Annotated in this window: 21 protein-coding genes; 8 read left to right on the top strand and 13 right to left on the bottom strand. The window is 66.7% G+C overall.

Going from position 1 to position 18,872, the window contains the following annotated elements; translation table 11 throughout:
* Positions 1-24: 24 nt before the first annotated feature.
* The 8 genes from thiL to NUV79_RS03085 form a co-directional block, all read right to left on the bottom strand.
* Positions 25-1,020, bottom strand: a complete 996-nt coding sequence (thiL, locus tag NUV79_RS03120; protein WP_257731628.1) for a thiamine-phosphate kinase — start codon at positions 1,018-1,020, stop codon at positions 25-27.
* The gene (gene nusB / locus NUV79_RS03115; protein ID WP_257731627.1) at positions 1,020-1,487 is read right to left on the bottom strand and encodes a transcription antitermination factor NusB; all 468 of its coding nucleotides are present in this window, start codon (positions 1,485-1,487) and stop codon (positions 1,020-1,022) included. Before nusB ends, thiL begins: the two co-directional genes overlap by 1 nt.
* Positions 1,484-1,993, bottom strand: a complete 510-nt coding sequence (gene ribH, locus NUV79_RS03110; RefSeq protein WP_173046981.1) for a 6,7-dimethyl-8-ribityllumazine synthase — start codon at positions 1,991-1,993, stop codon at positions 1,484-1,486. The genes nusB and ribH overlap by 4 nt, the downstream gene beginning before the upstream one ends.
* 34 nt (positions 1,994-2,027) lie before the next feature.
* A complete protein-coding gene (locus NUV79_RS03105) occupies positions 2,028-2,675 on the bottom strand; it encodes a riboflavin synthase (protein WP_257731626.1) in 648 nt (215 codons plus the stop codon).
* Positions 2,675-3,844, bottom strand: a complete 1,170-nt coding sequence (ribD, locus tag NUV79_RS03100) for a bifunctional diaminohydroxyphosphoribosylaminopyrimidine deaminase/5-amino-6-(5-phosphoribosylamino)uracil reductase RibD (protein WP_257731625.1) — start codon at positions 3,842-3,844, stop codon at positions 2,675-2,677. Before ribD ends, NUV79_RS03105 begins: the two co-directional genes overlap by 1 nt.
* Complete coding sequence (nrdR, locus tag NUV79_RS03095; protein WP_257731624.1) at positions 3,837-4,331, bottom strand: transcriptional regulator NrdR; 495 nt, start codon at positions 4,329-4,331, stop codon at positions 3,837-3,839. Before nrdR ends, ribD begins: the two co-directional genes overlap by 8 nt.
* 41 nt (positions 4,332-4,372) lie before the next feature.
* Positions 4,373-5,671 (bottom strand): serine hydroxymethyltransferase, encoded by a 1,299-nt coding sequence (gene glyA, locus NUV79_RS03090; RefSeq protein WP_257731623.1) that lies wholly within the window; start codon positions 5,669-5,671, stop codon positions 4,373-4,375.
* A 133-nt stretch (positions 5,672-5,804) separates the two neighbouring features.
* Complete coding sequence (locus NUV79_RS03085) at positions 5,805-6,257, bottom strand: helix-turn-helix domain-containing protein (protein WP_257731622.1); 453 nt, start codon at positions 6,255-6,257, stop codon at positions 5,805-5,807.
* Positions 6,258-6,325: 68 nt separating this feature from the next.
* On the opposite strand from NUV79_RS03085, the gene NUV79_RS03080 reads away from it, so the two are divergent.
* The 3 genes from NUV79_RS03080 to NUV79_RS03070 all read left to right on the top strand — a co-directional run bounded on the left by NUV79_RS03080 (position 6,326) and on the right by NUV79_RS03070 (position 8,825).
* On the top strand, positions 6,326-7,537 hold the full coding sequence (locus NUV79_RS03080; RefSeq protein WP_257731621.1) for an MFS transporter: 1,212 nt from the start codon (positions 6,326-6,328) through the stop codon (positions 7,535-7,537).
* Between the two features lie 126 nt (positions 7,538-7,663).
* A complete protein-coding gene (locus NUV79_RS03075) occupies positions 7,664-8,020 on the top strand; it encodes a hypothetical protein (protein ID WP_257731620.1) in 357 nt (118 codons plus the stop codon).
* A 421-nt stretch (positions 8,021-8,441) separates the two neighbouring features.
* Entirely contained in the window at positions 8,442-8,825 is a 384-nt protein-coding gene (locus tag NUV79_RS03070) for a hypothetical protein (protein WP_257731619.1), read from the top strand.
* Positions 8,826-8,901: 76 nt separating this feature from the next.
* On the opposite strand, the gene NUV79_RS03065 is transcribed toward NUV79_RS03070, so the two are convergent.
* The 5 genes from NUV79_RS03065 to NUV79_RS03045 form a co-directional block, all read right to left on the bottom strand.
* A complete protein-coding gene (locus NUV79_RS03065) occupies positions 8,902-10,146 on the bottom strand; it encodes a L,D-transpeptidase family protein (protein ID WP_257731618.1) in 1,245 nt (414 codons plus the stop codon).
* Positions 10,147-10,438: 292 nt separating this feature from the next.
* Positions 10,439-10,951, bottom strand: a complete 513-nt coding sequence (gene ldtR, locus NUV79_RS03060; RefSeq protein WP_257731617.1) for a transcriptional regulator LdtR — start codon at positions 10,949-10,951, stop codon at positions 10,439-10,441.
* Between the two features lie 401 nt (positions 10,952-11,352).
* Positions 11,353-11,793, bottom strand: coding sequence for a DUF6163 family protein (locus NUV79_RS03055; RefSeq protein WP_257731616.1), 441 nt, complete (start codon positions 11,791-11,793; stop codon positions 11,353-11,355).
* Positions 11,794-11,795: 2 nt separating this feature from the next.
* Positions 11,796-12,851 carry an enoyl-CoA hydratase/isomerase family protein gene (locus tag NUV79_RS03050; protein ID WP_257731615.1) on the bottom strand — a complete coding sequence of 352 codons (1,056 nt, stop codon included), beginning with the start codon at positions 12,849-12,851 and terminating at the stop codon, positions 11,796-11,798.
* 84 nt (positions 12,852-12,935) lie between these two features.
* Positions 12,936-13,280, bottom strand: a complete 345-nt coding sequence (locus NUV79_RS03045; protein WP_257731614.1) for a hypothetical protein — start codon at positions 13,278-13,280, stop codon at positions 12,936-12,938.
* A 216-nt stretch (positions 13,281-13,496) separates the two neighbouring features.
* Between NUV79_RS03045 and hemB the strand changes: the two genes are divergently transcribed.
* The 5 genes from hemB (at position 13,497) to NUV79_RS03020 (ending at position 18,778) form a co-directional block, all read left to right on the top strand.
* Positions 13,497-14,546, top strand: a complete 1,050-nt coding sequence (hemB, locus tag NUV79_RS03040; RefSeq protein ID WP_257731613.1) for a porphobilinogen synthase — start codon at positions 13,497-13,499, stop codon at positions 14,544-14,546.
* Between the two features lie 154 nt (positions 14,547-14,700).
* Complete coding sequence (locus NUV79_RS03035; RefSeq protein ID WP_257731612.1) at positions 14,701-16,080, top strand: branched-chain amino acid ABC transporter permease; 1,380 nt, start codon at positions 14,701-14,703, stop codon at positions 16,078-16,080.
* A gap of 43 nt (positions 16,081-16,123) precedes the next feature.
* The gene (locus NUV79_RS03030) at positions 16,124-17,368 is read left to right on the top strand and encodes a threonine ammonia-lyase (RefSeq protein ID WP_257731611.1); all 1,245 of its coding nucleotides are present in this window, start codon (positions 16,124-16,126) and stop codon (positions 17,366-17,368) included.
* Between the two features lie 56 nt (positions 17,369-17,424).
* Complete coding sequence (locus NUV79_RS03025; protein WP_257731610.1) at positions 17,425-17,898, top strand: RDD family protein; 474 nt, start codon at positions 17,425-17,427, stop codon at positions 17,896-17,898.
* A 115-nt stretch (positions 17,899-18,013) separates the two neighbouring features.
* On the top strand, positions 18,014-18,778 hold the full coding sequence (locus tag NUV79_RS03020) for an arginyltransferase (protein ID WP_257731609.1): 765 nt from the start codon (positions 18,014-18,016) through the stop codon (positions 18,776-18,778).
* The last annotated feature ends 94 nt before the right edge of the window (positions 18,779-18,872 follow it).

Genomic DNA, 18,872 nt, shown 5'->3' with positions numbered 1-18,872 from the left:
CGCGGCCGCCATGATGCGCCGCTGTCAGAAATGAGAGAAGGAGCCCTGCGCGAAGCTGCGCACTTCACCCTTCTCGCGATAAGTCACCACGCCGGCCTCATCCGAGATCCGCCCGATCGGCGTCAGAAGAAGCATCGCCCCTTCCGCTGCCGCAACAAGAGCAGGATATTCCCTTTCTGAGGCCGTGCAGAGAATTTCGTAGTCGTCTCCGCCGGTCCAGGCCAGTTCCGCCAATGCGGGAACAGCCATGAGCGCGGCGCGGGCCGCGCCCGAAAGCGGGACCGCGTCAAGATCGATCTCGGCGCCGACGCCGGAGGCATTCACGAGCTTGGCGAGATCGCCGACGAGCCCGTCGGAGACGTCCATGGCAGCCGAGGCATGGCGCTGCAGCGCATCGGCGAGCGCATGGCGCGGCTGCGGGTGGAGGTAACGTTCGGCGAGGAAAGCACGATCCTCGGTCCCGAGCGTGGCGACCCAGTCCGGCTTGCCGGGTCCATGGACCTTGAGGCCGAGAGCGCCATCGCCGATGCTGCCGGAGACGAGAACGATATCACCCGGCTTAGCACCGGAGCGCCTGACCATCCGCCCGGCCGGGACCGTGCCGAAGGCGGTGATCGAGAGGGTGAGCGGCCCCGCGGTCGAGACGGTGTCGCCGCCGATCAGCGGGCAGCCGGCCGCCTCGACCATGCGGGCGAGACCAGCAGCGAAACCGGCGAGCCAGCCCTCAGTCCAGCCGCGCGGCAGGGCGAGCGTCAGCACGAAGCCTTCGGGCTTGGCGCCCTTGGCGGCGAGATCGGAGAGATTGACGGCCAGTGCCTTCGAGCCGATCGCGTCGGGTGGATCGTCGGGGAAGAAATGCACACCGGCGACGAGGGCGTCGGCCGTGACCACGACCTCGTAGCCGCGGCCCGGCCGCAGCAGGCCGGCATCGTCGAGGAGACCAAGCCCGCCCGGCCCGGCGATCGGCGCGAAATAGCGGGCGATCAGCTCGAATTCGCCGGGGCGGGACGGTTCGGTCATCAGGCGCTGGCGGGGTCGAACTCGTCGGCGCGGAAGTCGCGGGCCATGCGGTCGAGCACGGCGTTGACCATGCCGATCTCGTCGCCCTCATAGAAGGCACGCGCGACCGCGACATATTCGGAGATGACAGCGCGGGCCGGCACATCCTTGCGGAAGGCGAGTTCATAGGCGCCGGCACGCAGGATCGCGCGGACCACGGCCTCGACCCGCTTCAGCGGCCAGTCCTTGGCCAACAATTCGTCGACGGTGCGGTCGACAAGGCGCTGCTCGCGGACCACGCCGCCGAGGATATCGCGGAAGAAGGCGATCTCCGCCTCCGGCAGTTCGATCTCCTCGACCTCCTTGCCGATCCAGAAATGCTCGAACTCGGCCATGGCCTCGACGACGCCGCGGCCGCCGATTTCCATCTCGTAGAGCGCCTGCACGACCGAGAGCCGCGCCCCGCGCCGCTTCTCGGCGCGGCTCATTGGGACGGCTCCGCCAGGGAGCGCTTGTAGCGCAGCACGGCGAGCGCCGCCTCGGCAGCGCCGCCGCCCTTGTTCATGTCCTCGCGGTTGGCACGGGCCCAGGCCTGCGCCTCGTTCTCGACGGTCAGGATGCCGTTGCCGAGCGGCAGCGCGAAGGCGACCGAGAGATCCATCAGCGCGCGCGAGCTCTCGCCGGCGACGATGTCGTAATGGCCGGTCTCGCCACGGATGACGGTGCCGAGCGCGACGACCGCCTCATAGGGATCAACAGCCTCGTCGGCGGCGCGCAGGCCGATGACGATCGCCGACGGGATTTCGAGCGCACCGGGAACGGTGACGACATCGACGCGGCAACCGGCTTCTTCCAGCACCGCGAGCGCGCCCGCCAGCAATTCATCGGCGTAGTTGTCATAGAAGCGCGCCTCGACGACGAGGACGCGGGCGCCGTCGATCTCGACGGCAGGAGTTGCGGCCTTGTCGGCCGAGGTCTGCCGGGGTCCGGCCATTTCTTTTGTCCTTCTTGGAATGTGATCGGGCTGGTTACCCTTGCGGGCGCGCCTCCGCAAGCCGCGCGGCATACCGTGCCATCAGATCGACCTCGACATGAACGGGGTCGCCCTCCCTCCGCTGCCCCCAGGTGGTGACCGCGAAGGAGTGCGGAATCAGCAGGACGGTGAAGACATCGCCCTCCACCGAGTTGACGGTAAGCGAGGTGCCGTCGAGGCAGATCGAGCCCTTGGTCGCGATGAACCGAGGCAGCCCCTGCGGCGCGCGGATATGGAAACGCGCCGTCGCGCCCCAGGGCTCGTCCGGATCGGGCTCGATCGGCTCGATCTTGAGGATACGGCCGACGCCGTCGACATGGCCGGTGACGAGATGACCGCCGAGCTCCTCGCCGACCTTGAGCGAGCGTTCCAGGTTGATCCGCGTGCCCGGCTCCCACGAGCCGACATTCGTCTTCGCCAGCGTCTCGGCGGCAGCCTCGACCTGGAAGACGCAGCCGGGCTCGCCATCGGTGCGCGGGCGCAGAGCGGTAACGGTCAGGCAGACGCCGGCGCAGGCGATCGAGGCACCGATGGCGATACCCTCCGCCTCATAGGGGCAGGCGATGGCGAGGCGCTTGAGGCTCGGCCCCTTGCGCTCGGCCTCCACGACCTCGCCGATGGCGGTGACGATGCCGGTGAACATCAGCCTCTCCTCATGAAATGCTCGAAACGGTCCTGACCGATCTGACCGGCCTCGACAAGGGCGTATAGATCGGGGTCGGCCAGCTGGGCGGCAAGCCCCGGACGCACGGCAACGACGCCGGGCTGCCCCAGCGTTTTCGGGGAGGTCGAGACGATGACCTCATCCGCCAGCCCGGCGAGCGCGAGCTTCTCGCCGATGCGAGGCCCGCCTTCCGAGAAGACGCGGTTGATGCCGCGCGTGCCGAGCAGCGTCAGCGCCTCGCGGAGATCGAGATGGCCGTCCGGTCCCAGCGAGACCCGCATGACCTCGACGCCGGCCGCGACCAGCGCCTGTTCCGGCTCGATCGGCGCGGTCTCGGCCGCGATCACCCAGACGGGAACCTCATGGGCCGTGCGAACGAGCTTCGACGCCAGCGGCAGACGCAGATGCGTGTCGAGGATGACGCGGATCGGCGAGCGATCCGCCAGGCCGGGCAGGCGCACGGTCAATTGCGGATCGTCGGAAAGCACCGAGCCGATACCCAGCATGATGACATCATGATGCGCGCGCTGGAGATGGACCCAGCCACCGGCGACCGGGCTCGATACGGCGAGCGGCACGCTTCCTGCCCCGCCGGCATAGCCATCGGCGGTGCGGGCGATCTTGAAGGTCACCATCGGGCGGCCTTGCGTGATGCGGGTGAGATAGCCGCGATGGGTCTGCCGCGCCTCATCCTCCAGGACGCCGACCGTGACCTCGATGCCAGCGGTACGCAGCAAGGCATGGCCGAGCCCGGCGATGAAGGGGTTCGGATCGGACATCGCCGAGACGACGCGCTTCACGCCCGAGAGGATCGTGTATTCGACGCAGGGGATGCCGCCGCGCACAGAGCGATGCGAGCAGGGTTCGAGCGTGACATAGAGCGTGCCGCCCATCGAGGCCGCGCCGGCGCGCGAGAAGGCATGCGCCTCGCCATGCGGGCGGCCGCCGGGCTGAGTATGGCCCCGAGCGACCACCACGGGGCCGTCCGGCGTGTCCCGGGTGACGATCGCGCCGACGGAGGGATTGGTCGCGGTCGTGCCGAGCCCGCGCGCGCCATAGGCCAACGCCTGGCGCATGAAGAGGCGGTCCGTCTCCCGCTTTCGTTCGGACGCGCTTTCGCTGCCCGAAAGCGGCTTGAGATCAGTCATCGACGCGGCGCGGCGGGGCGGAGACGCCCTCCTCCTCGATCGTGCCGAGCTGGCCGAGCAATTCCTCGAAATCCTTGGCCTCGCGGAAGTTCTTGTAGACCGAGGCGAAGCGGACATAGGCGACGTCGTCGAGGCCCTTCAGCCCCTCCATCACCAGTTCGCCGATGGCCGAGCTCTGGATCTCCGCTTCACCCGAACTTTCGAGCTGGCGGACGATGCCATTGACCATGCGCTCGATCCGCTCCGGCGCGACCGGGCGCTTGCGCAGGGCATGGGCGATCGAGGTCTCCAGCTTGTCGCGGTCGAAAGGGGTGCGCCGGCCCGAGCGCTTCACGACGGTCAGCTCGCGCAATTGCACGCGCTCGAACGTGGTGAAGCGGCCGCCGCAATCGGGACAGACCCGGCGGCGGCGGATCGAGGCGTGATCGTCGGTGGGACGGGAGTCCTTCACCTGCGTGTCGAGGGAGCTGCAATAGGGACAGCGCATTCCGGTTCGCCAGCCTTTCTCAGAGCCCCTTCAACGATGCCTCAATAGATCGGGAAGCGCGCGGTGAGCGCCTTGACCTTGGCGGTGACCGCCTGCTCGATGGCGGTGTTGCCCTCCTCGCCATGAGCGGCGAGACCGTCCAGCACCTCGGCGATCAATTCACCGACCTGCTTGAACTCGGCGATGCCGAAGCCGCGCGAGGTCGCGGCAGGCGTGCCGAGGCGGATGCCCGAGGTCGTCATCGGCTTCTCGGGGTCGAAGGGAATGCCGTTCTTGTTGCAGGTGATATGGGCGCGGCCAAGCGCGGCCTCGGCCGCCTTGCCGGTCAGCTTCTTGGAGCGCAGGTCGACCAGCATCAGGTGGTTGTCGGTGCCTCCGGTGACGAGATCGAAGCCCTTCGACTTCAGCGTCTCGGCCAGCGCCTTGGCGTTGGCGACGACGGCGTGCGCGTAGGTCTTGAACTCCGGCTGCAGCGCCTCGTGGAACGAGACCGCCTTGGCCGCGATGACGTGCATCAGCGGGCCGCCCTGAATGCCCGGGAAGATCGCCGAATTGACCTTCTTCGCGATCGCCTCGTCATTGGTCAGGATCATGCCGCCGCGCGGGCCGCGCAGGGTTTTGTGCGTCGTGGTGGTGACGACATGGGCATGCGGGAACGGCGAGGGATGCGCGCCACCGGCGACGAGCCCGGCGAAATGGGCGATGTCGACCATGAAATAGGCGCCGACCTTGTCGGCGATCTCGCGGAAGCGGGCGAAATCCCAGTGACGGGCATAGGCCGAGCCACCGGCGACGATGACCTTCGGCTTGTGCTCGACGGCGAGGCGCTCCATCGCGTCATAGTCGATCATCTGGTCGACGACGCAGACGCCATAGGAGACGACGTTGAACCACTTGCCGGACTGGTTGACCGGCGCGCCATGGGTCAGGTGCCCGCCGGCGGCGAGATCGAGGCCCATGAAGGTGTCACCGGGCTGCATCAGAGCCATGAAGACGCCCTGGTTGGCCTGCGAGCCGGAGTTCGGCTGGACGTTGGCATAGGTGCAGCCGAAGAGCCGGGTGGCGCGCTCGATCGCGAGCTTCTCGGCGATGTCGACGAACTGGCAACCGCCATAGTAGCGCCGGCCCGGATAACCCTCGGCATATTTGTTGGTCATCACCGAGCCCTGCGCCTCGAGCACTGCGCGGGAGACGATGTTCTCGGAGGCGATCAGCTCGATCTCGTCGCGCTGGCGACCGAGCTCCAGGTCGATCGCGCGGGCGATCTCGGGATCGGCATCATGCAGCGAAGCGCCGAAGAAGGAGTTCGAGAGGTGCTTGTTCAGCGCGGCGTCGGTCATGTCCGGCTCCTGAAGTTCAACGGCCGGTGGGCGCCCGGCTTCGTCGCGGCTCCCCTATCATGTGGCGGGGGGCTGTCCAAGCGATAGATCGCGCGCGGGAAAAGCTGCATCGCCGCAGTCGCCAATTGTCCGATTATCGCCGCTTCGACAGCAATTTCTTCTCCTTGTCCGGGCGTGACGCCGTGTAGGCGAGTGGTCGGCGCGAAGCCGTGCGCAACAGCGCCCGGAACGTCGGACATTCCAGGTGAGTCGGCGCCCGGCAATCGGCGACATGGCGGAGCGCGTCGCGCAGCGTCCGCAAGCCGATCATCTGGCGCTGCAATTCATCGGCCCGAACCCGCAACTGCTCGCGCGGAATGTTCGGCTGCCCGTCCGCGCCGAACATCGCGGCGATCTCGTCCAGCGAGAAGCCGGCGGTCTTGCCGAGCCCGATCAGCGACAGCTTGAGCAGGACATCGGGATCGTATTGCCGGCGCAAGCCGCGCCGCGCTTCCGAGCGGATAAGGCCGATCTCCTCGTAATAGCGCAGGGTCGAGGCCGGGACGCCCGAGCGTTCGGCGACCTCCCCGATATCCAGAAGAAGCATGCTTGACCTCAAGTCGGCTTGAATTCGTAGGCTCTACCGAACGGATGAAATCGGCAAGAGGAATAATCATGGAAAGCATTGCTGAAACACGGGAAAGGCCGATCTGGCAGGAGCCACGCGCCATCGCGCTCCTGCTGGCGGCATCGCTCACCACGATGGCGAACGCGACGATCAGCCCGGCGCTTCCGGGCATCGAGCGCCTGTTCGCCGACGATCCGAACGCCGCGTTGCTAACGCGGCTGCTGGTGCCGGCGCCGTCGCTGAGCGTCGCCCTGTTCGCACCTCTCGCAGGTATGGCCGCCGACCGTCTCGGCCGACGCGTGATGCTGCTCGTCGGGGTCATGCTGTTCGTGGTCGCGGGCTGCGCCGGGCTCGTCCTGCCCGCCCTGCCCGCGATCTTCGCCAGCCGCCTCGCGCTCGGCGTCGCCGTTGCCCTGATCATCACGGCGCAAACCGCGCTGATCGGCGACTATTTCACCGGTGACGATCGCAATGCTTTGACCGGCCTGCAGATCTCGGCGCGGAACTTCGGCGGCCTCGTCTTCATTTCGCTCGCCGGCTGGGCTGCTACCCTCTCGCCGCGCCTGCCCTTCGCGATCTACGGGCTCGCCGCCCTGTTCCTGCCGCTGATGTGGCTCGCCATCGTCGAGCCGCCGCGTGTCGGTTCCGTGGCGGGCACCGCGCCTGCGAGCGGCAGCGACGGTCATCCGTCCTGGCGCGGCCTGCTCGCCCTGCTGGTCCTGCTTCAGGGCGCGACGAACATGATCTTCTTCCTGATGCCGACGCAGATCTCGTTCTTCCTGGAGGCACGCGGTTACGAGAGCGCTGTCATGACCGGAAGCGTCCTCGGCGTGTTGATGGTCTCCGGTGGCTGCTCCGCCCTGCTCTACCGGCGTGTCCAGCGCAGAATCGGCTATGCGGGCGTCTTCGCTGCCGGCTATGGCGCGATGGCGCTGGGCTTTCTGCTCCTGTCGGGCCCGACACCGCTTCCGCTCCTGTTAGCGGCGGCGCTGGTGATCGGGGCCGGCTATGCGCTGGTTTCGCCGAGCTTCGTCGCCGTCGCCCTCGATCTGGCGCCGGGGCGCTCGCGGGGCCTGGCCGGAGGCATCCTCACCGCGTCGATCTTCATCGGCCAGTTCTGCTCACCCTTGGCCAGCACGCCCCTGATCGCGAGCCATGGCTATCCCGGGCTTTTTCGCGGCACGACCTGGCTGCTCGCGCTCATGGCGACTGCGGCAGCTCTGGCGTGGTTGCGGCCGCTCGCTGGCCGGAAGAGCTGATCCGCGGACTTCTCGCTCGGAATCGGCTGGCGTGCATTCGCCAAAATCTGCGCAAGCGCATTGGTTAACAAATTATGGCTTGCGGCTTGCTGCGAGAGGCATCAGCGTAACACTGGATGCCTCTCAATGACACAGAACGCCCCAAAACAGCACGCCAGTCCTGTTCCAGATTCAGCTCTGCCGATCTCCAAACAGCTCAAGAAGGTTTTCCTTGGCGGCGCGAGCGTCTTCGTGCTGTCGATGCCGTTGCTGAGCCAGGACGCAGCAGCAAACGAGACCTGGACTGTGACTAGGCAGTACTACCCCGGCGGCTCCACGAGCGTCTATCGCTGGTCCCCGGACGGTTACACCAACGTATCTCGCCTCAACAATCCGGCGCCCGGGAACAACTGCCCCGTTCCGGCTTTCGAGATCCTCAATCCGGGGCGCGGAGAAGCGCGCTGCGTCGGCTATGTCCCGCCGTCCTGGCTGACGGCGCGCTGAACACTTCACCCCCGGCCCGGCATATGCTGACCGACGGTGTCGCAACGCGCGACACAGCTCCGCGAGTCTGGTCGCGGAGCCATCGCAAGGCTCGTTGGGCGGCTCTGGGGCAAAGCCGATCACCGCCCCTTCATCGCCGAGCCCGCAAGGCGAGAGAACCGCTTCGCCGAGAGCTCACTGATCACCCCGTTCGCAGTTTAGAATCGCTACAAACGCTCCGCTACATATCTTGTTGGCAAATCCTGCGGTTAAAGCCGCCGGACCGACAGCATCCGGAGATGCAGGCAGTCTGTCGAACAGACGAGATGCACTCGCCGCCGAACTTGATGTCACGTCATAATCTCGCTTGACCACGAAACGCTTGCCGTTGCTCACTCTATGACCGAAGGTAGGTCGTGCAATAGCGGCAGGAGAGGAAGGCATGCGTGTTCTAATCACCATGATCACCTTTGCCATCACCGGTTATTCGATGCTCTCAGGCGCCCAGGCGGCCTGTACCGGAAGCAATGGCAGGGGTTGGGGAACCGGCAATGGAGCCGGACAGTTCGAGATGACCGCAGCGGACAAGACATGCCGCATGAGCTTCCAGGGCGTCATCAACGAGGCCGCCAAGACGCGGATTCCCGCGACCCAGGTCACCATCACCCGAGCACCTGCCTCGGGAAAGATCGCGGTGACAAAGAGCGGACTTATCTACACGCCCAACAAGGGTTTCCAGGGCAGCGATACCTTCTGCACCAACAACACCACGCCGAAAGTGCCGGGCATCACCCTTTCGGGATGTGTCACAGTCACCGTGCGCTAAGCCCTGCGAGGCTCGTCAAAGAAAAACCCGCCGGTTTCCCGGCGGGTTCGACAAGGAAGCAAGCAAAGCCGAAGCGTCAAATGTCCTGGTCGCCCTGCAGCGCAGCGACCGGCGCCGGTCCGAGGCCGTCCTTGTTGTAGATGTCGTCGCGGAACTGAACGCCGCCATCGGGCGTGGCCCAGGCGGTGACATAGACCCAGTAGCACGCCACCGGGTCGGCGATGCGGGCATTGACGCGCTGACCGGACTGGATGGTCTCGTCGATCTTGGCGCGATCCCAACCGGGCGTGTTCTTCAGGAGCCAGGCGACATAGTCGCGCACGTTCTGAACGCGCATGCAGCCAGAAGAGACGAAGCGGTAATCGTCGCCGAAGATGCCCTTCGACGGCGTGTCATGCATGTAGACGCCGTGCGGGCTCGGAATGTTGATGCGCACGAAGCCGAGCGAGTTGAACTCGCCGCCCGGGTCCTGCCGGAAGGTGTAGCGCGTCGCCTCGTCGGAGTTCCAGTTGACGCTGGCAGGCGCGATCTCGCCGCCATTCGGCGAGATGATGCGGATCTTGTTCTCCGTCAGGTAGTTCGGCTGCTTGCGCATGGTCGGGATCAGATCCTTGCGGATGATCGAGGCCGGAACCGTCCAGGTCGGGTTGAAATTGACTTCGGGAATCTTGGTCTGAAGCAGCGGCGACTGACGGTCGATCTTGCCGACACCGGCCGCGTGGCGCGTCGCGACATGACCGTTCTCGACGGTCTCGACCATCGCGGCCGGGATATTGGCGACGACATAGCGGCCGCCGAGATTGCCGGACCAGCTACGCAGCCGGACGACATTGGTCTCGAGCTGGCGGATGCGGCGATCGATCGGCACGTTGAGGGCGGCGACGGTGGCGCGGTTGATCGAGCCCGTGGTCGATAGGCCGACACGCGACTGGAAGCGGCGCACGCCGGCCTCGACATAGGAATCATAGATGTTGCTGTCGCCGGCTGCGGCATCGAGATCGCCGGTGACGATCAGGCGGCGGCGCAGCGCCACCACGCCCTGCCCCTTGGCGCCGACGCTCATCCGGTCGGGCAACTGAACCTGCGGCCAGCCGCCGCGCGCGGCGAGATCGCGATAGGCCACGATCGCCTGCTCGGTCGCCTGCAGGGCCTCGGGCGACAGCATCGGCGTCGAGGAGCGCAGCACGGCGTTGCGCGCGCCGGCATCGTAGCTCTGGCGCCATTCGGCCTGCTGGGCGAGCGCCGGTGCGGCGGCGGCCGTGGCAGCGCCCGACAGCAGGGCCAACACGGTTTCGCGGCGGGTCAGGCTCAAATGCGACATCTCTTCCCTCTTCAAGACTTCACGCATGCGTGCAGACCACACAAAAACGTCGCCGGAACGGGCGACGCTGGCGATGCACTGGCGCGACGGACAGGTTCACTGCCGCCGACGGTGTCCTAGCACAGTTAACGAGGCGTGATGACAGAGGCGAATTTAGGGCATGGCCCGCTTTTGCTGCGTGCATGGCAGCAAAACCACAGTTGCCTTAAACGCGCCAGCGCGACCAAGACGATGTCCCGGCCGCGTCATGGCAGGCGGATAGGCAGGCTGTCGCCGAAAAGCGACTGATATCTCAGAGCTTGTAGCGGATCTGGTCGGTCCAGAAGCGCTCCAGGCGCAGCAGGGCGTTGTTCATCCGCTCGAAGTCGTCGGCCGCGATGCCGCCGATCTGCTCGACCGTGCGGACGTGCTTGTCGTAGACGCCCTTCACGATATCGTGCACCGCAGCGCCCTTGTCCGTCAGGCTGATGCGCACCGAGCGGCGGTCGATGCGCGACCGGGCATGGTGGAGATAGCCGAGCTCGACCAGCTTCTTGACGTTGTAGGACACGTTCGAGCCGAGGTAGTAGCCACGGGTCCGCAGCTCGCTGGCCGACAGCTCGGCATCGCCGATATTGTAGAGCAGCAGGGCCTGCACGCTGTTGACGTCGTCCCGGCCGCGGCGCTCGAACTCATCCTTGATGACGTCGAGCAGACGGCGATGCAGACGCTCCACCAGCGTGAGGGACTCAAGATAAAGAGGCTTCACGTTGAGGTCGGCATCGCTCGCCTTGGCAACATCCGAAGTCTTGACGCTCGCTTTCATGGTATATCCCGCCTGTTGTGTGTCGGCCAGGATTTGTCTCCCGGTCCGCTTCTGAAAAACACCATAAGCTGGAGCGGATGAAAACGAGTTTAAATATCAGGATGAATCAGGGATTTACCCCTTTGGGTGAATCGTAAGTGAAGCCAGAAACGCTTAAGCTAAAGCGATTCTTACCATGACTCGGCGCAATCGAGCGGTCGGGCGCCCCAGCCGTCATTGCGAACCAGCTCGGCCAACCCGCGCTGTCATCCCGTGCGCGGTGCAGCGCGAAGCGGTGCGCCGCAGACACGGGACCGCGTGACGAGAAGGGCGCCTTTTTCGGATGACGGTCCCGCATCTACGCAGCGGCATTGCATGCCGCAGTGCGTGCGGTAAGAGACCTTCCGCCGACGCGCCGCCAGCTATTCCGCCTCGTTCTCGGCCGCCCAGGTGGCCAGGAAGTAGACGGCGATCAGCCCGATATAGAGGCCGACGAGCCAGGCCGTCATCGGCACGAAGCGCGGGAAGAAGAAACCGAGCAGCATCTGGCTGATCGCGGCGAGCAGCCAGAGTACGCCGCCCCAGGTCGAGGTCAGCCAGAGACCGACGGCGGCGACGAGATCGATCACCGCGAAATAGACGATGATCGCCTGATAGCTCAGCAAACGGTTCTCGAAGGGCGGCTGCGGGTTGCCGGGCAAACCGAAGATCACCATCCAGGCCGTCAACCCCTTGGCGAGCCAGAAGGCGGAAAGCAGGCGCAGGAACCAGACGAGAACGACCCGCCAGCGGTTCGCCCGCCTGGCTTCGGCCTCACCTGCCCCGGCACCGCGCAGCGCCTCGCCGTCTCCGCCCAGGCCCAAGCTCAGCCCTCCAGCTTCAGTTCGTCGGCGCCGAGCGGCGCGAAATAGGCGTCGATATCGGCTCGCTGCACCTCGTCCAGCGTCGCCGGCTGCCAGCGCGGCGCCTGATCCTTGTCGACCACCACGGCACGCACGCCCTCGTAGAAGTCGTGGCCGCGGGCGATGCGCGAGACGATGCGGTATTCGGTGCGCATCGCCTCGGCGAAATCGAGCCCTGCTCCACGCCGCATCTGCTCGAAGGCGATGGCGACGCTGGTCGGCGACTTCACAGCGATGGTCTGCAAGAGCTTTCCGGCAAAGGCGCTACCCTTTTCTGAAGCCTGACGCAGGCGCGCGACCACCTCCGGCAAGGTCGCCGCGGCGAAGGCGTCGGCCATCATCGCCCGCTCGCCATGAAGGGGCCCAGGGCCGCGCTGCAGCGTGAAGCCGGCGAGGATGTCGTCGATGGAGCCGGGCTTCGTCAGCGCGTCGGCGAGTTCCGCCATGCGCTCGCTCGGGACGCCATGGGTCGCGAGCCCGGCCGCCAGCGCATCGGCCGCGCCGACCCGTTCGCCGGTGAGGGCCAGGAAGCTACCGAAACCGCCTTGCAGACGCGGCAGCGCATAGGTCGCGCCAACATCCGGAAAGAAGCCGATACCGACCTCCGGCATGGCAAAGAGATAGCGGTCACCCGCGATGCGGTGGCTGCCATGCAGGGAGATGCCGACGCCACCGCCCATGACGATGCCATCGATCAGCGCGACATAGGGCTTGGGATAGGTCTTGATGCGGTGATTGAGGATGTATTCCTCGCCCCAGAAGGCGAGCATCTCGTCGTAGCGGCCGGCCTTGCCGCAATCATGCAGCCAACGGATGTCGCCGCCCGCCGAAAAGGCCTTCTCGCTCGTGCTGATGACGACGACACGCGCGACCTGTGGATTGTTCTCCCAGGCGTCCAGCGCGCGGGCGAGTTCGCGGACCATGCCGAGGCTCAGCGCATTCAGCGCCTTCGGCCGATTGAGCACGACAACGCCGGCGGCGCCGCGAATCTCGCAGATTATCTCGCGATCTTCAGTCATGGTCCGATCCCGCTTTCGTGGGCAGCGGTTCTGGAAGGCGGGGCATAGCTTGTCAACGCGCGGGATCGGCGGTCCATCTGCGCATCAGCGCAGGATGATGCCGCGCCCATAGCCGCCATGGGCGGAAGGCAGCACGGTGCAGACCATCGCCCGGCCATGCTGTTTCTCCACCGATTGCAGCGCCGCGACCTGCTCCTCGTAGCTTTCGGTGCGGCGCAGGCCCTCGACCGTCCCCTTGATTGATTTCAGGTTCTGCTCGATGCGCTGCCGGCCGATCCGCAGCGACGGGCAGTGGCGCTCGGCATAATCGGCGGAAGCCAGCGCGCTCGCGGTCTGTGCTTCGATTGCGTCGCGGCGCGTGACCTCGGCCATGGCTGGCCCGGCGGCAACCAAGAGAACGGGGACGATTGTCCAGATCGGTTTCGGCACACGGAAGGTCCTTGCGGTCAGCCGGCAGACTTCCTCGCGAATGCGTGCGCAAGGCAAGAGCTGGCTGCCCGCCATCCACGGCCGCGGCGATGCCGGCACAATTGCGACCATGCGCCCTGTTTTGGAATCGTTCCGATGTGATAAGGAAAGCATCGGCCGGTCTCGCCCGCATGACGAACGCCGCGCCTGTACCGTTCATCGCTTGAGGCAATCGCCATGGAATCCCCGGTCGTGCGGCCTTTCCCGACTCCGAAATCCCGCCATGACGACGCGCCGTCGCTCGGCCTGACGCGCCGCATGCGCCGCAACCGCAAGGCGGAGTGGTCTCGCCGGCTGGTGCGGGAATCAGCGCTGACGACCGACGACCTGATCTGGCCGATCTTCCTGATGGATTCCAGCGAGGCCAGCTCGCCGGTGGAATGGATGCCTGGCGTCGACCGGCTCAATATCGACGAGGCCGTGCGCCAGGCGGCCGAAGCCGCCGCGCTCGGCATCCCCGCCATCGCGCCCTTCCCGTATGTCGACAAGGCGCTGCGCGACCCGACCGGCTCGGAGGCACTCAACACCGCCAACCTGATGTGTCGCGCCGTGCGCGCGATCAAGCGCGAGGTGCCGGAGATCGGCATCATCTGCGACGCCGCGCTCGACCCCTATACCTCCCATGGCCATGACGGCGTGATGGAGGGCGAGCGCGTCCTCAACGACGCCAGCGTGCAGATCCTCGTCGGACAGGCGCTGGCGCTCGCCGATGCCGGGGCCGACGTCATCGCGCCCTCCGACATGATGGACGGGCGCGTCGGCGCGATCCGGGCCGCGCTCGACGGCGACGGCCATGAGGACGTGCAGATCATGGCCTATGCGGCGAAATACGCCTCGGCTTTCTACGGCCCGTTCCGCGACGCGATCGGCACCAATGCCACGCTCGTCGGCGACAAGCGCACCTACCAGATGGATCCGGCCAATTCGGACGAAGCCATCGCGGAAGTGATGCTCGACCTCGAGGAGGGCGCCGACATGGTGATGATCAAGCCCGGCCTGCCCTATCTCGACGTGGTGGCGCGGGTGAAGGATCATTTCCGCGTGCCGACCTTCGCCTACCAAGTCTCCGGCGAGTACGCGATGATCATGGCGGCCGCCAACAACGGCTGGCTCGACGGCGACAAGGCGATGCTGGAAAGCCTGCTCGCCTTCAAGCGCGCCGGCGCCGACGGCGTGCTGACCTATTTCGCGCCGCGCGTGGCGCAGAAGCTGAAGGCCGGCGCGTAAGCGAAAAGCGCAGCAGCAAGGGTGTCATCCCGCATCTGCGCTGCGGCATGGAATGCCGCTGCGCAGATGCGGGATCGCACTCCGGAAGGGGCGCCTCTTTCTGCGCACGGTCCCGTGTCCGCGGCGCATCGCTTCGCGCTGCACCGCGCACGGGATGACACTGCGCCCCGGCAAGCGCTACCGTCGCGCCTGCATGCGCCCACTCCTCCTGTCGATTCTGGCCGTCGTCGCGCTCGCCCTCGCGGGCTGCGGCGCCGATTTCGATACCGACCAGATGCGGCTCTGCCGGCAGGCGATCCCGCCGCTCAATCCGCCAAACGCCAAGATCGAGATCGAGCGGACCACCAAGGGACCGGTGCCGCGCGCGCTTCGATTGCTCTACCGGGTCCAGCTCGGCGACGGCCTCTCGCGCCATCGCAGCATCGATTGCCTGTTTGCGAGCGAAGGAACCGGGCCGAGCCGCGGCGCCATGATCGGCATCGCCTCGGACGGGCGGCCGATGGCCGATGCGAGCTTCTACCTGCTGCGCCGCTTCTATCTGGAAGACCGGGCCTCGCCGCCACCAGACCCGGCCGAGCCGGAAGCCGAGAGCTTGCCGGCGATCCCCGCCGGCCTCGCCTATGGCTTGCAGCAGGGCCTGAGCGCCCTGCCCTCGGCGGCAATCTACGGCATGCTCGCGGCCGCCTATGCCCTCGTCTACGGCCTGACCGGGCGGATCATCCTGAGCTTCGGCGAGTTCGCGGCGCTGGGCGCGCTTTCCTCCGTCGTCGGGGTCGCGCTGCTGCTCTCGCTGGCGATCTCGACGCCGATCTCGGGGCTCGTTGTCGCCTTCACGGTCGCGATCGCCGTCTGCGCGCTGCACGGTTTCGCCATGGGCCGTTTCGTGCTGCGCCATCTCGAACGCGGCACCGGCCAGCAGATGCTGATCGCCACGATCGGGCTCGCCATCGCGATGTCCGAGTATCTCCGGCTGGCGCAGGGGCCGGAACTGCGCTGGCTGCCGCCCGTTTTCAACACGCCGATCCCGCTCGCTCATGCTGGGAGTTTCATCGTCACGCTGAACCCGCTCGCGCTGGCGCTGGCAGCAATCGGGCTTGGCGCGACGCTTTGCGTCGTCCTGCTGATCCGACGCACCGCCTATGGCCGGGCATGGCGGGCCGTGTCGGACGACGCCAGGACCGCTGCGCTGTTCGGCGTCGATGCCCGCGCGGTCCATGACGTCGCCGTCATCATCGCCTGCGCGGCCTGCGGCATCGCCGGCGTCATCGTCACCGCGATCTATGGCGGCATGGGCTTCGCTGGCGGCTTCTCGCTTGGCCTGAAGGCGCTCGTCGCCGCGATCCTCGGCGGTATCGGCTCGGTCAGCGGAGCTGCGCTCGGCGGCCTCTGCATCGCCGTCTTCGAAGCCGTCTGGTCGGCGACGCTGCCGATCGAGCAGCGCGACCTAGCCGTCTATTCGCTCCTCGCCATCGTGCTGATCTGGCGCCCCGGCGGCTTTTTCGGTGACGGTGAATTGACGCCGCGCCGCGTGTGAGGCCCTGTTCTCCATCCTCGTTGATCGGAATCGAGACTCGAGCATGAGCGAAAGCTTCGCGATCACCCCCGAGGATATCGACGCCGCGGCCGGGCGCATCGCCGGGCATGTGCTGCGCACGCCGCTGGTGCCGGCGCCACGTCTGTCCGAACTGACAGGCGCGACCGTTCTGGTGAAGCACGAGAACATGCAGGCGACCGCCTCCTTCAAGGAGCGCGGCGCGGTCAACAAGCTGCTCTCGCTGAGCGAGGCCGAGCGCGCTCGCGGCGTCATCGCGATGTCGGCGGGCAATCATGCCCAGGCGATCGCCTATCACGCCAAGCGCTTCGGCATCCCCGCGACGATCGTGATGCCGGAGCCGACGCCGCTGGTGAAGGTCGAGAACACCCGCGCCCATGGCGCCCATGTCGTGCTGCATGGCGAGACACTGTCCGAAGCCAGCCATAAGGCGCACGAACTCGCCGGAACCGAGAAGCTCACCTTCGTCCATCCCTATGACGACGCCGCCGTGATGGCCGGACAAGGCACGCTGGCGCGCGAGATGCTGGCCGATGCGCCCGATCTCGACACACTGATCATCCCGCTCGGCGGCGGAGGCCTGATGGCCGGCAACGCGGTCGCGGCCAAAGCGATCAAGCCCGGCATCGAGCTGATCGGCGTCGAGGCGGGCCTATACCCCTCATTCTTCAATGCCGTGCATAAGCAGGACAAGCCGATCGGCGGGCCGACGCTCGCCGAGGGCATCGCGGTCAAGACTGTCGGCCAACTCACCCTGCCCGTGATCTCCGCCCTCGTTGCCGACATCGTGCTCGTCGGCGAGGACCTGATCGAGCGCGCGGTCAACGCTTATGCCAGCCTTCAACACAGCCTTGCGGAAGGCGCTGGCGCGACCGGCCTCGCCGCGATGCTGAAGGAGCCGGAGCGCTATGCCGGCCGCAAGGTCGGGCTCGTGCTCACCGGCGGCAATATCGACACGCGCCTGCTCGCCGCGATCATGGTGCGCGAGCTGGAGCGCGACGACCGCATCGTCGCCTTCCGCCTGACCACCAGCGACCGGCCGGGCCTGCTTGGCCGGATCGCGAGCCTGCTCGGCGAGGAAGGCGCCAATATCCTCGAGGTCAGCCATGGCCGGCTCTTCCTCGACGTGCCCGCCAAGGGCGTCTCGCTCGACGTCACCGTGGAGACGCGCGGAGCGGCGCATTCGCGTGCCATCGAGGACGCGCTCGCCAAGAACGGCTTCGCGCCGCGACGGATTCTGCCGCGCGGTCTTGCGGAACCGGCTCGCTAAACAAACATTATCTCCCCGGCACGCATTCCGCGCGCCGCTGGAGGATCGAAGTCCCGATGAGCGATACCCGTTATGGCCAGCCACCGATCACGGCGCTGGAGCCGCGTCCCTACCAGAACGTCAGCGGCGTTCTCGGCTCGCGACTGTTCGCCTGGTTCGTCGATATCGTCGTGCTGTTCTTTCTGGGCTGGCTGGTCGTGTTCCTGCTCGCCCTGCTCGGCGTCGTCACCTTCGGTGCGACCTGGCTGCTGATCCCGATCGCCACCGTCGCGACCGCGCTCGGCTATGCCGCGCTGACCATCGGCGGACGCAAGCAGTCGACCTGGGGCATGCGTGTCGCGGGCCTGAGGGTCGAGACCGCCAGTGGCGGGCGCCCTGACGGTTTGGCTGCGGCCGTGCATGCGCTGCTGTTCTATGTCGCGGCTGGCACCTTCCTGCTCTGGCTCGTCGATGTCGCCTGCGGCTTCGCCCGCGAGGACCGGCGCATGGGCCACGACCTGCTGACCGGCCTCGTGGTCGTTCGCACCTGACCGGTTGAGCCAGGTCAAAAGACCGCTCATCCACCTCTGATCGGCCGCGCCGTGCTTGTTGCCGGTGCGGCTGATGTTACATTCAGAGTCGGAAGCTTCCGGGGAGCCAGCCGACGTGACGCGCCCATTGCGGGATGCCCCGCAATTCTACCTGACCTCACCGACCACGTGCCCTTACCTGCCCGGGCGCGAGGAGCGGAAAGTGTTCACGCATCTCGTCGGCTCGCGGGCGCGCGAACTCAACGACGTGCTCTCCCAGGGCGGCTTCCGGCGCTCGCAGAGCATCGCCTACAGGCCAGCCTGCGAGGTTTGCCGGGCCTGCGTCTCGGTCAAGGTCTGCGTCGATGATTTCCGGATGTCGCGCGGCTTCCGGCGTGTGCTCGCCCGCAACAAGGACCTGATCGGCGAGGCCCTGCCGCCCCGGCCGCGCTCCGAGCATTATTCCCTCTTCCGCTCCTATCTCGACGAACGCCATCCCGATGGCGGCATGGCGACGATGTCGGCGCTCGATTTCGCGATGATGGTCGAGGACACCCATGTCGAGACCAGCCTGATCGAATATCGCCGCCGCGGCCCCGATTCCGGCTTCACCGGGCGGGGCGAAGGCGACCTCTTCGCGATGGCGCTCACCGATACGCTGAGCGACGGGCTCTCGATGGTCTATTCGGTCTATGACCCCGGCCTGGAGCTGCGCTCGCTCGGCACCTTCATGGTGCTCGACCATATCGCCCGGGCGCGCCGCCTCGGCCTGCCTTACGTCTATCTCGGCTACTGGGTCGAGGGTTCGCCGAAGATGGCCTACAAGGCGCGCTTCCTGCCGCAGGAGCGCCTGATGCCGCAAGGCTGGGAGCGCGTGGATCGGAACGATTCAACCGATTGAAACGCATCCGCGACGCGCGGAAAACGCGCTTGCCCTGCCCCTCTCCGCCGGACACTCTGATGCAAAGGCCCGCGACAGACGCGCATGACAGTGG

Source organism: Allobosea sp. 47.2.35 (genome assembly GCF_024655635.1).
Taxonomy (GTDB): Bacteria; Pseudomonadota; Alphaproteobacteria; order Rhizobiales; family Beijerinckiaceae; genus Allobosea.
This window is presented reverse-complemented; position numbering and strand designations above follow the sequence as displayed.

Bases quoted from the DNA above. Each gene is read 5' to 3' on its own strand.
- thiL (WP_257731628.1), bottom strand. From the start codon at position 1,020: ATGACCGAACCGTCCCGCCCCGGCGAATTCGAGCTGATCGCCCGCTAT.
- nusB (WP_257731627.1), bottom strand. From the start codon at position 1,487: ATGAGCCGCGCCGAGAAGCGGCGCGGGGCGCGGCTCTCGGTCGTGCAG.
- ribH (WP_173046981.1), bottom strand. From the start codon at position 1,993: ATGGCCGGACCCCGGCAGACCTCGGCCGACAAGGCCGCAACTCCTGCC.
- NUV79_RS03105 (WP_257731626.1), bottom strand. From the start codon at position 2,675: ATGTTCACCGGCATCGTCACCGCCATCGGCGAGGTCGTGGAGGCCGAG.
- ribD (WP_257731625.1), bottom strand. From the start codon at position 3,844: ATGACTGATCTCAAGCCGCTTTCGGGCAGCGAAAGCGCGTCCGAACGA.
- nrdR (WP_257731624.1), bottom strand. From the start codon at position 4,331: ATGCGCTGTCCCTATTGCAGCTCCCTCGACACGCAGGTGAAGGACTCC.
- glyA (WP_257731623.1), bottom strand. From the start codon at position 5,671: ATGACCGACGCCGCGCTGAACAAGCACCTCTCGAACTCCTTCTTCGGC.
- NUV79_RS03085 (WP_257731622.1), bottom strand. From the start codon at position 6,257: ATGCTTCTTCTGGATATCGGGGAGGTCGCCGAACGCTCGGGCGTCCCG.
- NUV79_RS03080 (WP_257731621.1), top strand. From the start codon at position 6,326: ATGGAAAGCATTGCTGAAACACGGGAAAGGCCGATCTGGCAGGAGCCA.
- NUV79_RS03075 (WP_257731620.1), top strand. From the start codon at position 7,664: ATGACACAGAACGCCCCAAAACAGCACGCCAGTCCTGTTCCAGATTCA.
- NUV79_RS03070 (WP_257731619.1), top strand. From the start codon at position 8,442: ATGCGTGTTCTAATCACCATGATCACCTTTGCCATCACCGGTTATTCG.
- NUV79_RS03065 (WP_257731618.1), bottom strand. From the start codon at position 10,146: ATGTCGCATTTGAGCCTGACCCGCCGCGAAACCGTGTTGGCCCTGCTG.
- ldtR (WP_257731617.1), bottom strand. From the start codon at position 10,951: ATGAAAGCGAGCGTCAAGACTTCGGATGTTGCCAAGGCGAGCGATGCC.
- NUV79_RS03050 (WP_257731615.1), bottom strand. From the start codon at position 12,851: ATGACTGAAGATCGCGAGATAATCTGCGAGATTCGCGGCGCCGCCGGC.
- hemB (WP_257731613.1), top strand. From the start codon at position 13,497: ATGGAATCCCCGGTCGTGCGGCCTTTCCCGACTCCGAAATCCCGCCAT.
- NUV79_RS03035 (WP_257731612.1), top strand. From the start codon at position 14,701: ATGACACTGCGCCCCGGCAAGCGCTACCGTCGCGCCTGCATGCGCCCA.
- NUV79_RS03030 (WP_257731611.1), top strand. From the start codon at position 16,124: ATGAGCGAAAGCTTCGCGATCACCCCCGAGGATATCGACGCCGCGGCC.
- NUV79_RS03025 (WP_257731610.1), top strand. From the start codon at position 17,425: ATGAGCGATACCCGTTATGGCCAGCCACCGATCACGGCGCTGGAGCCG.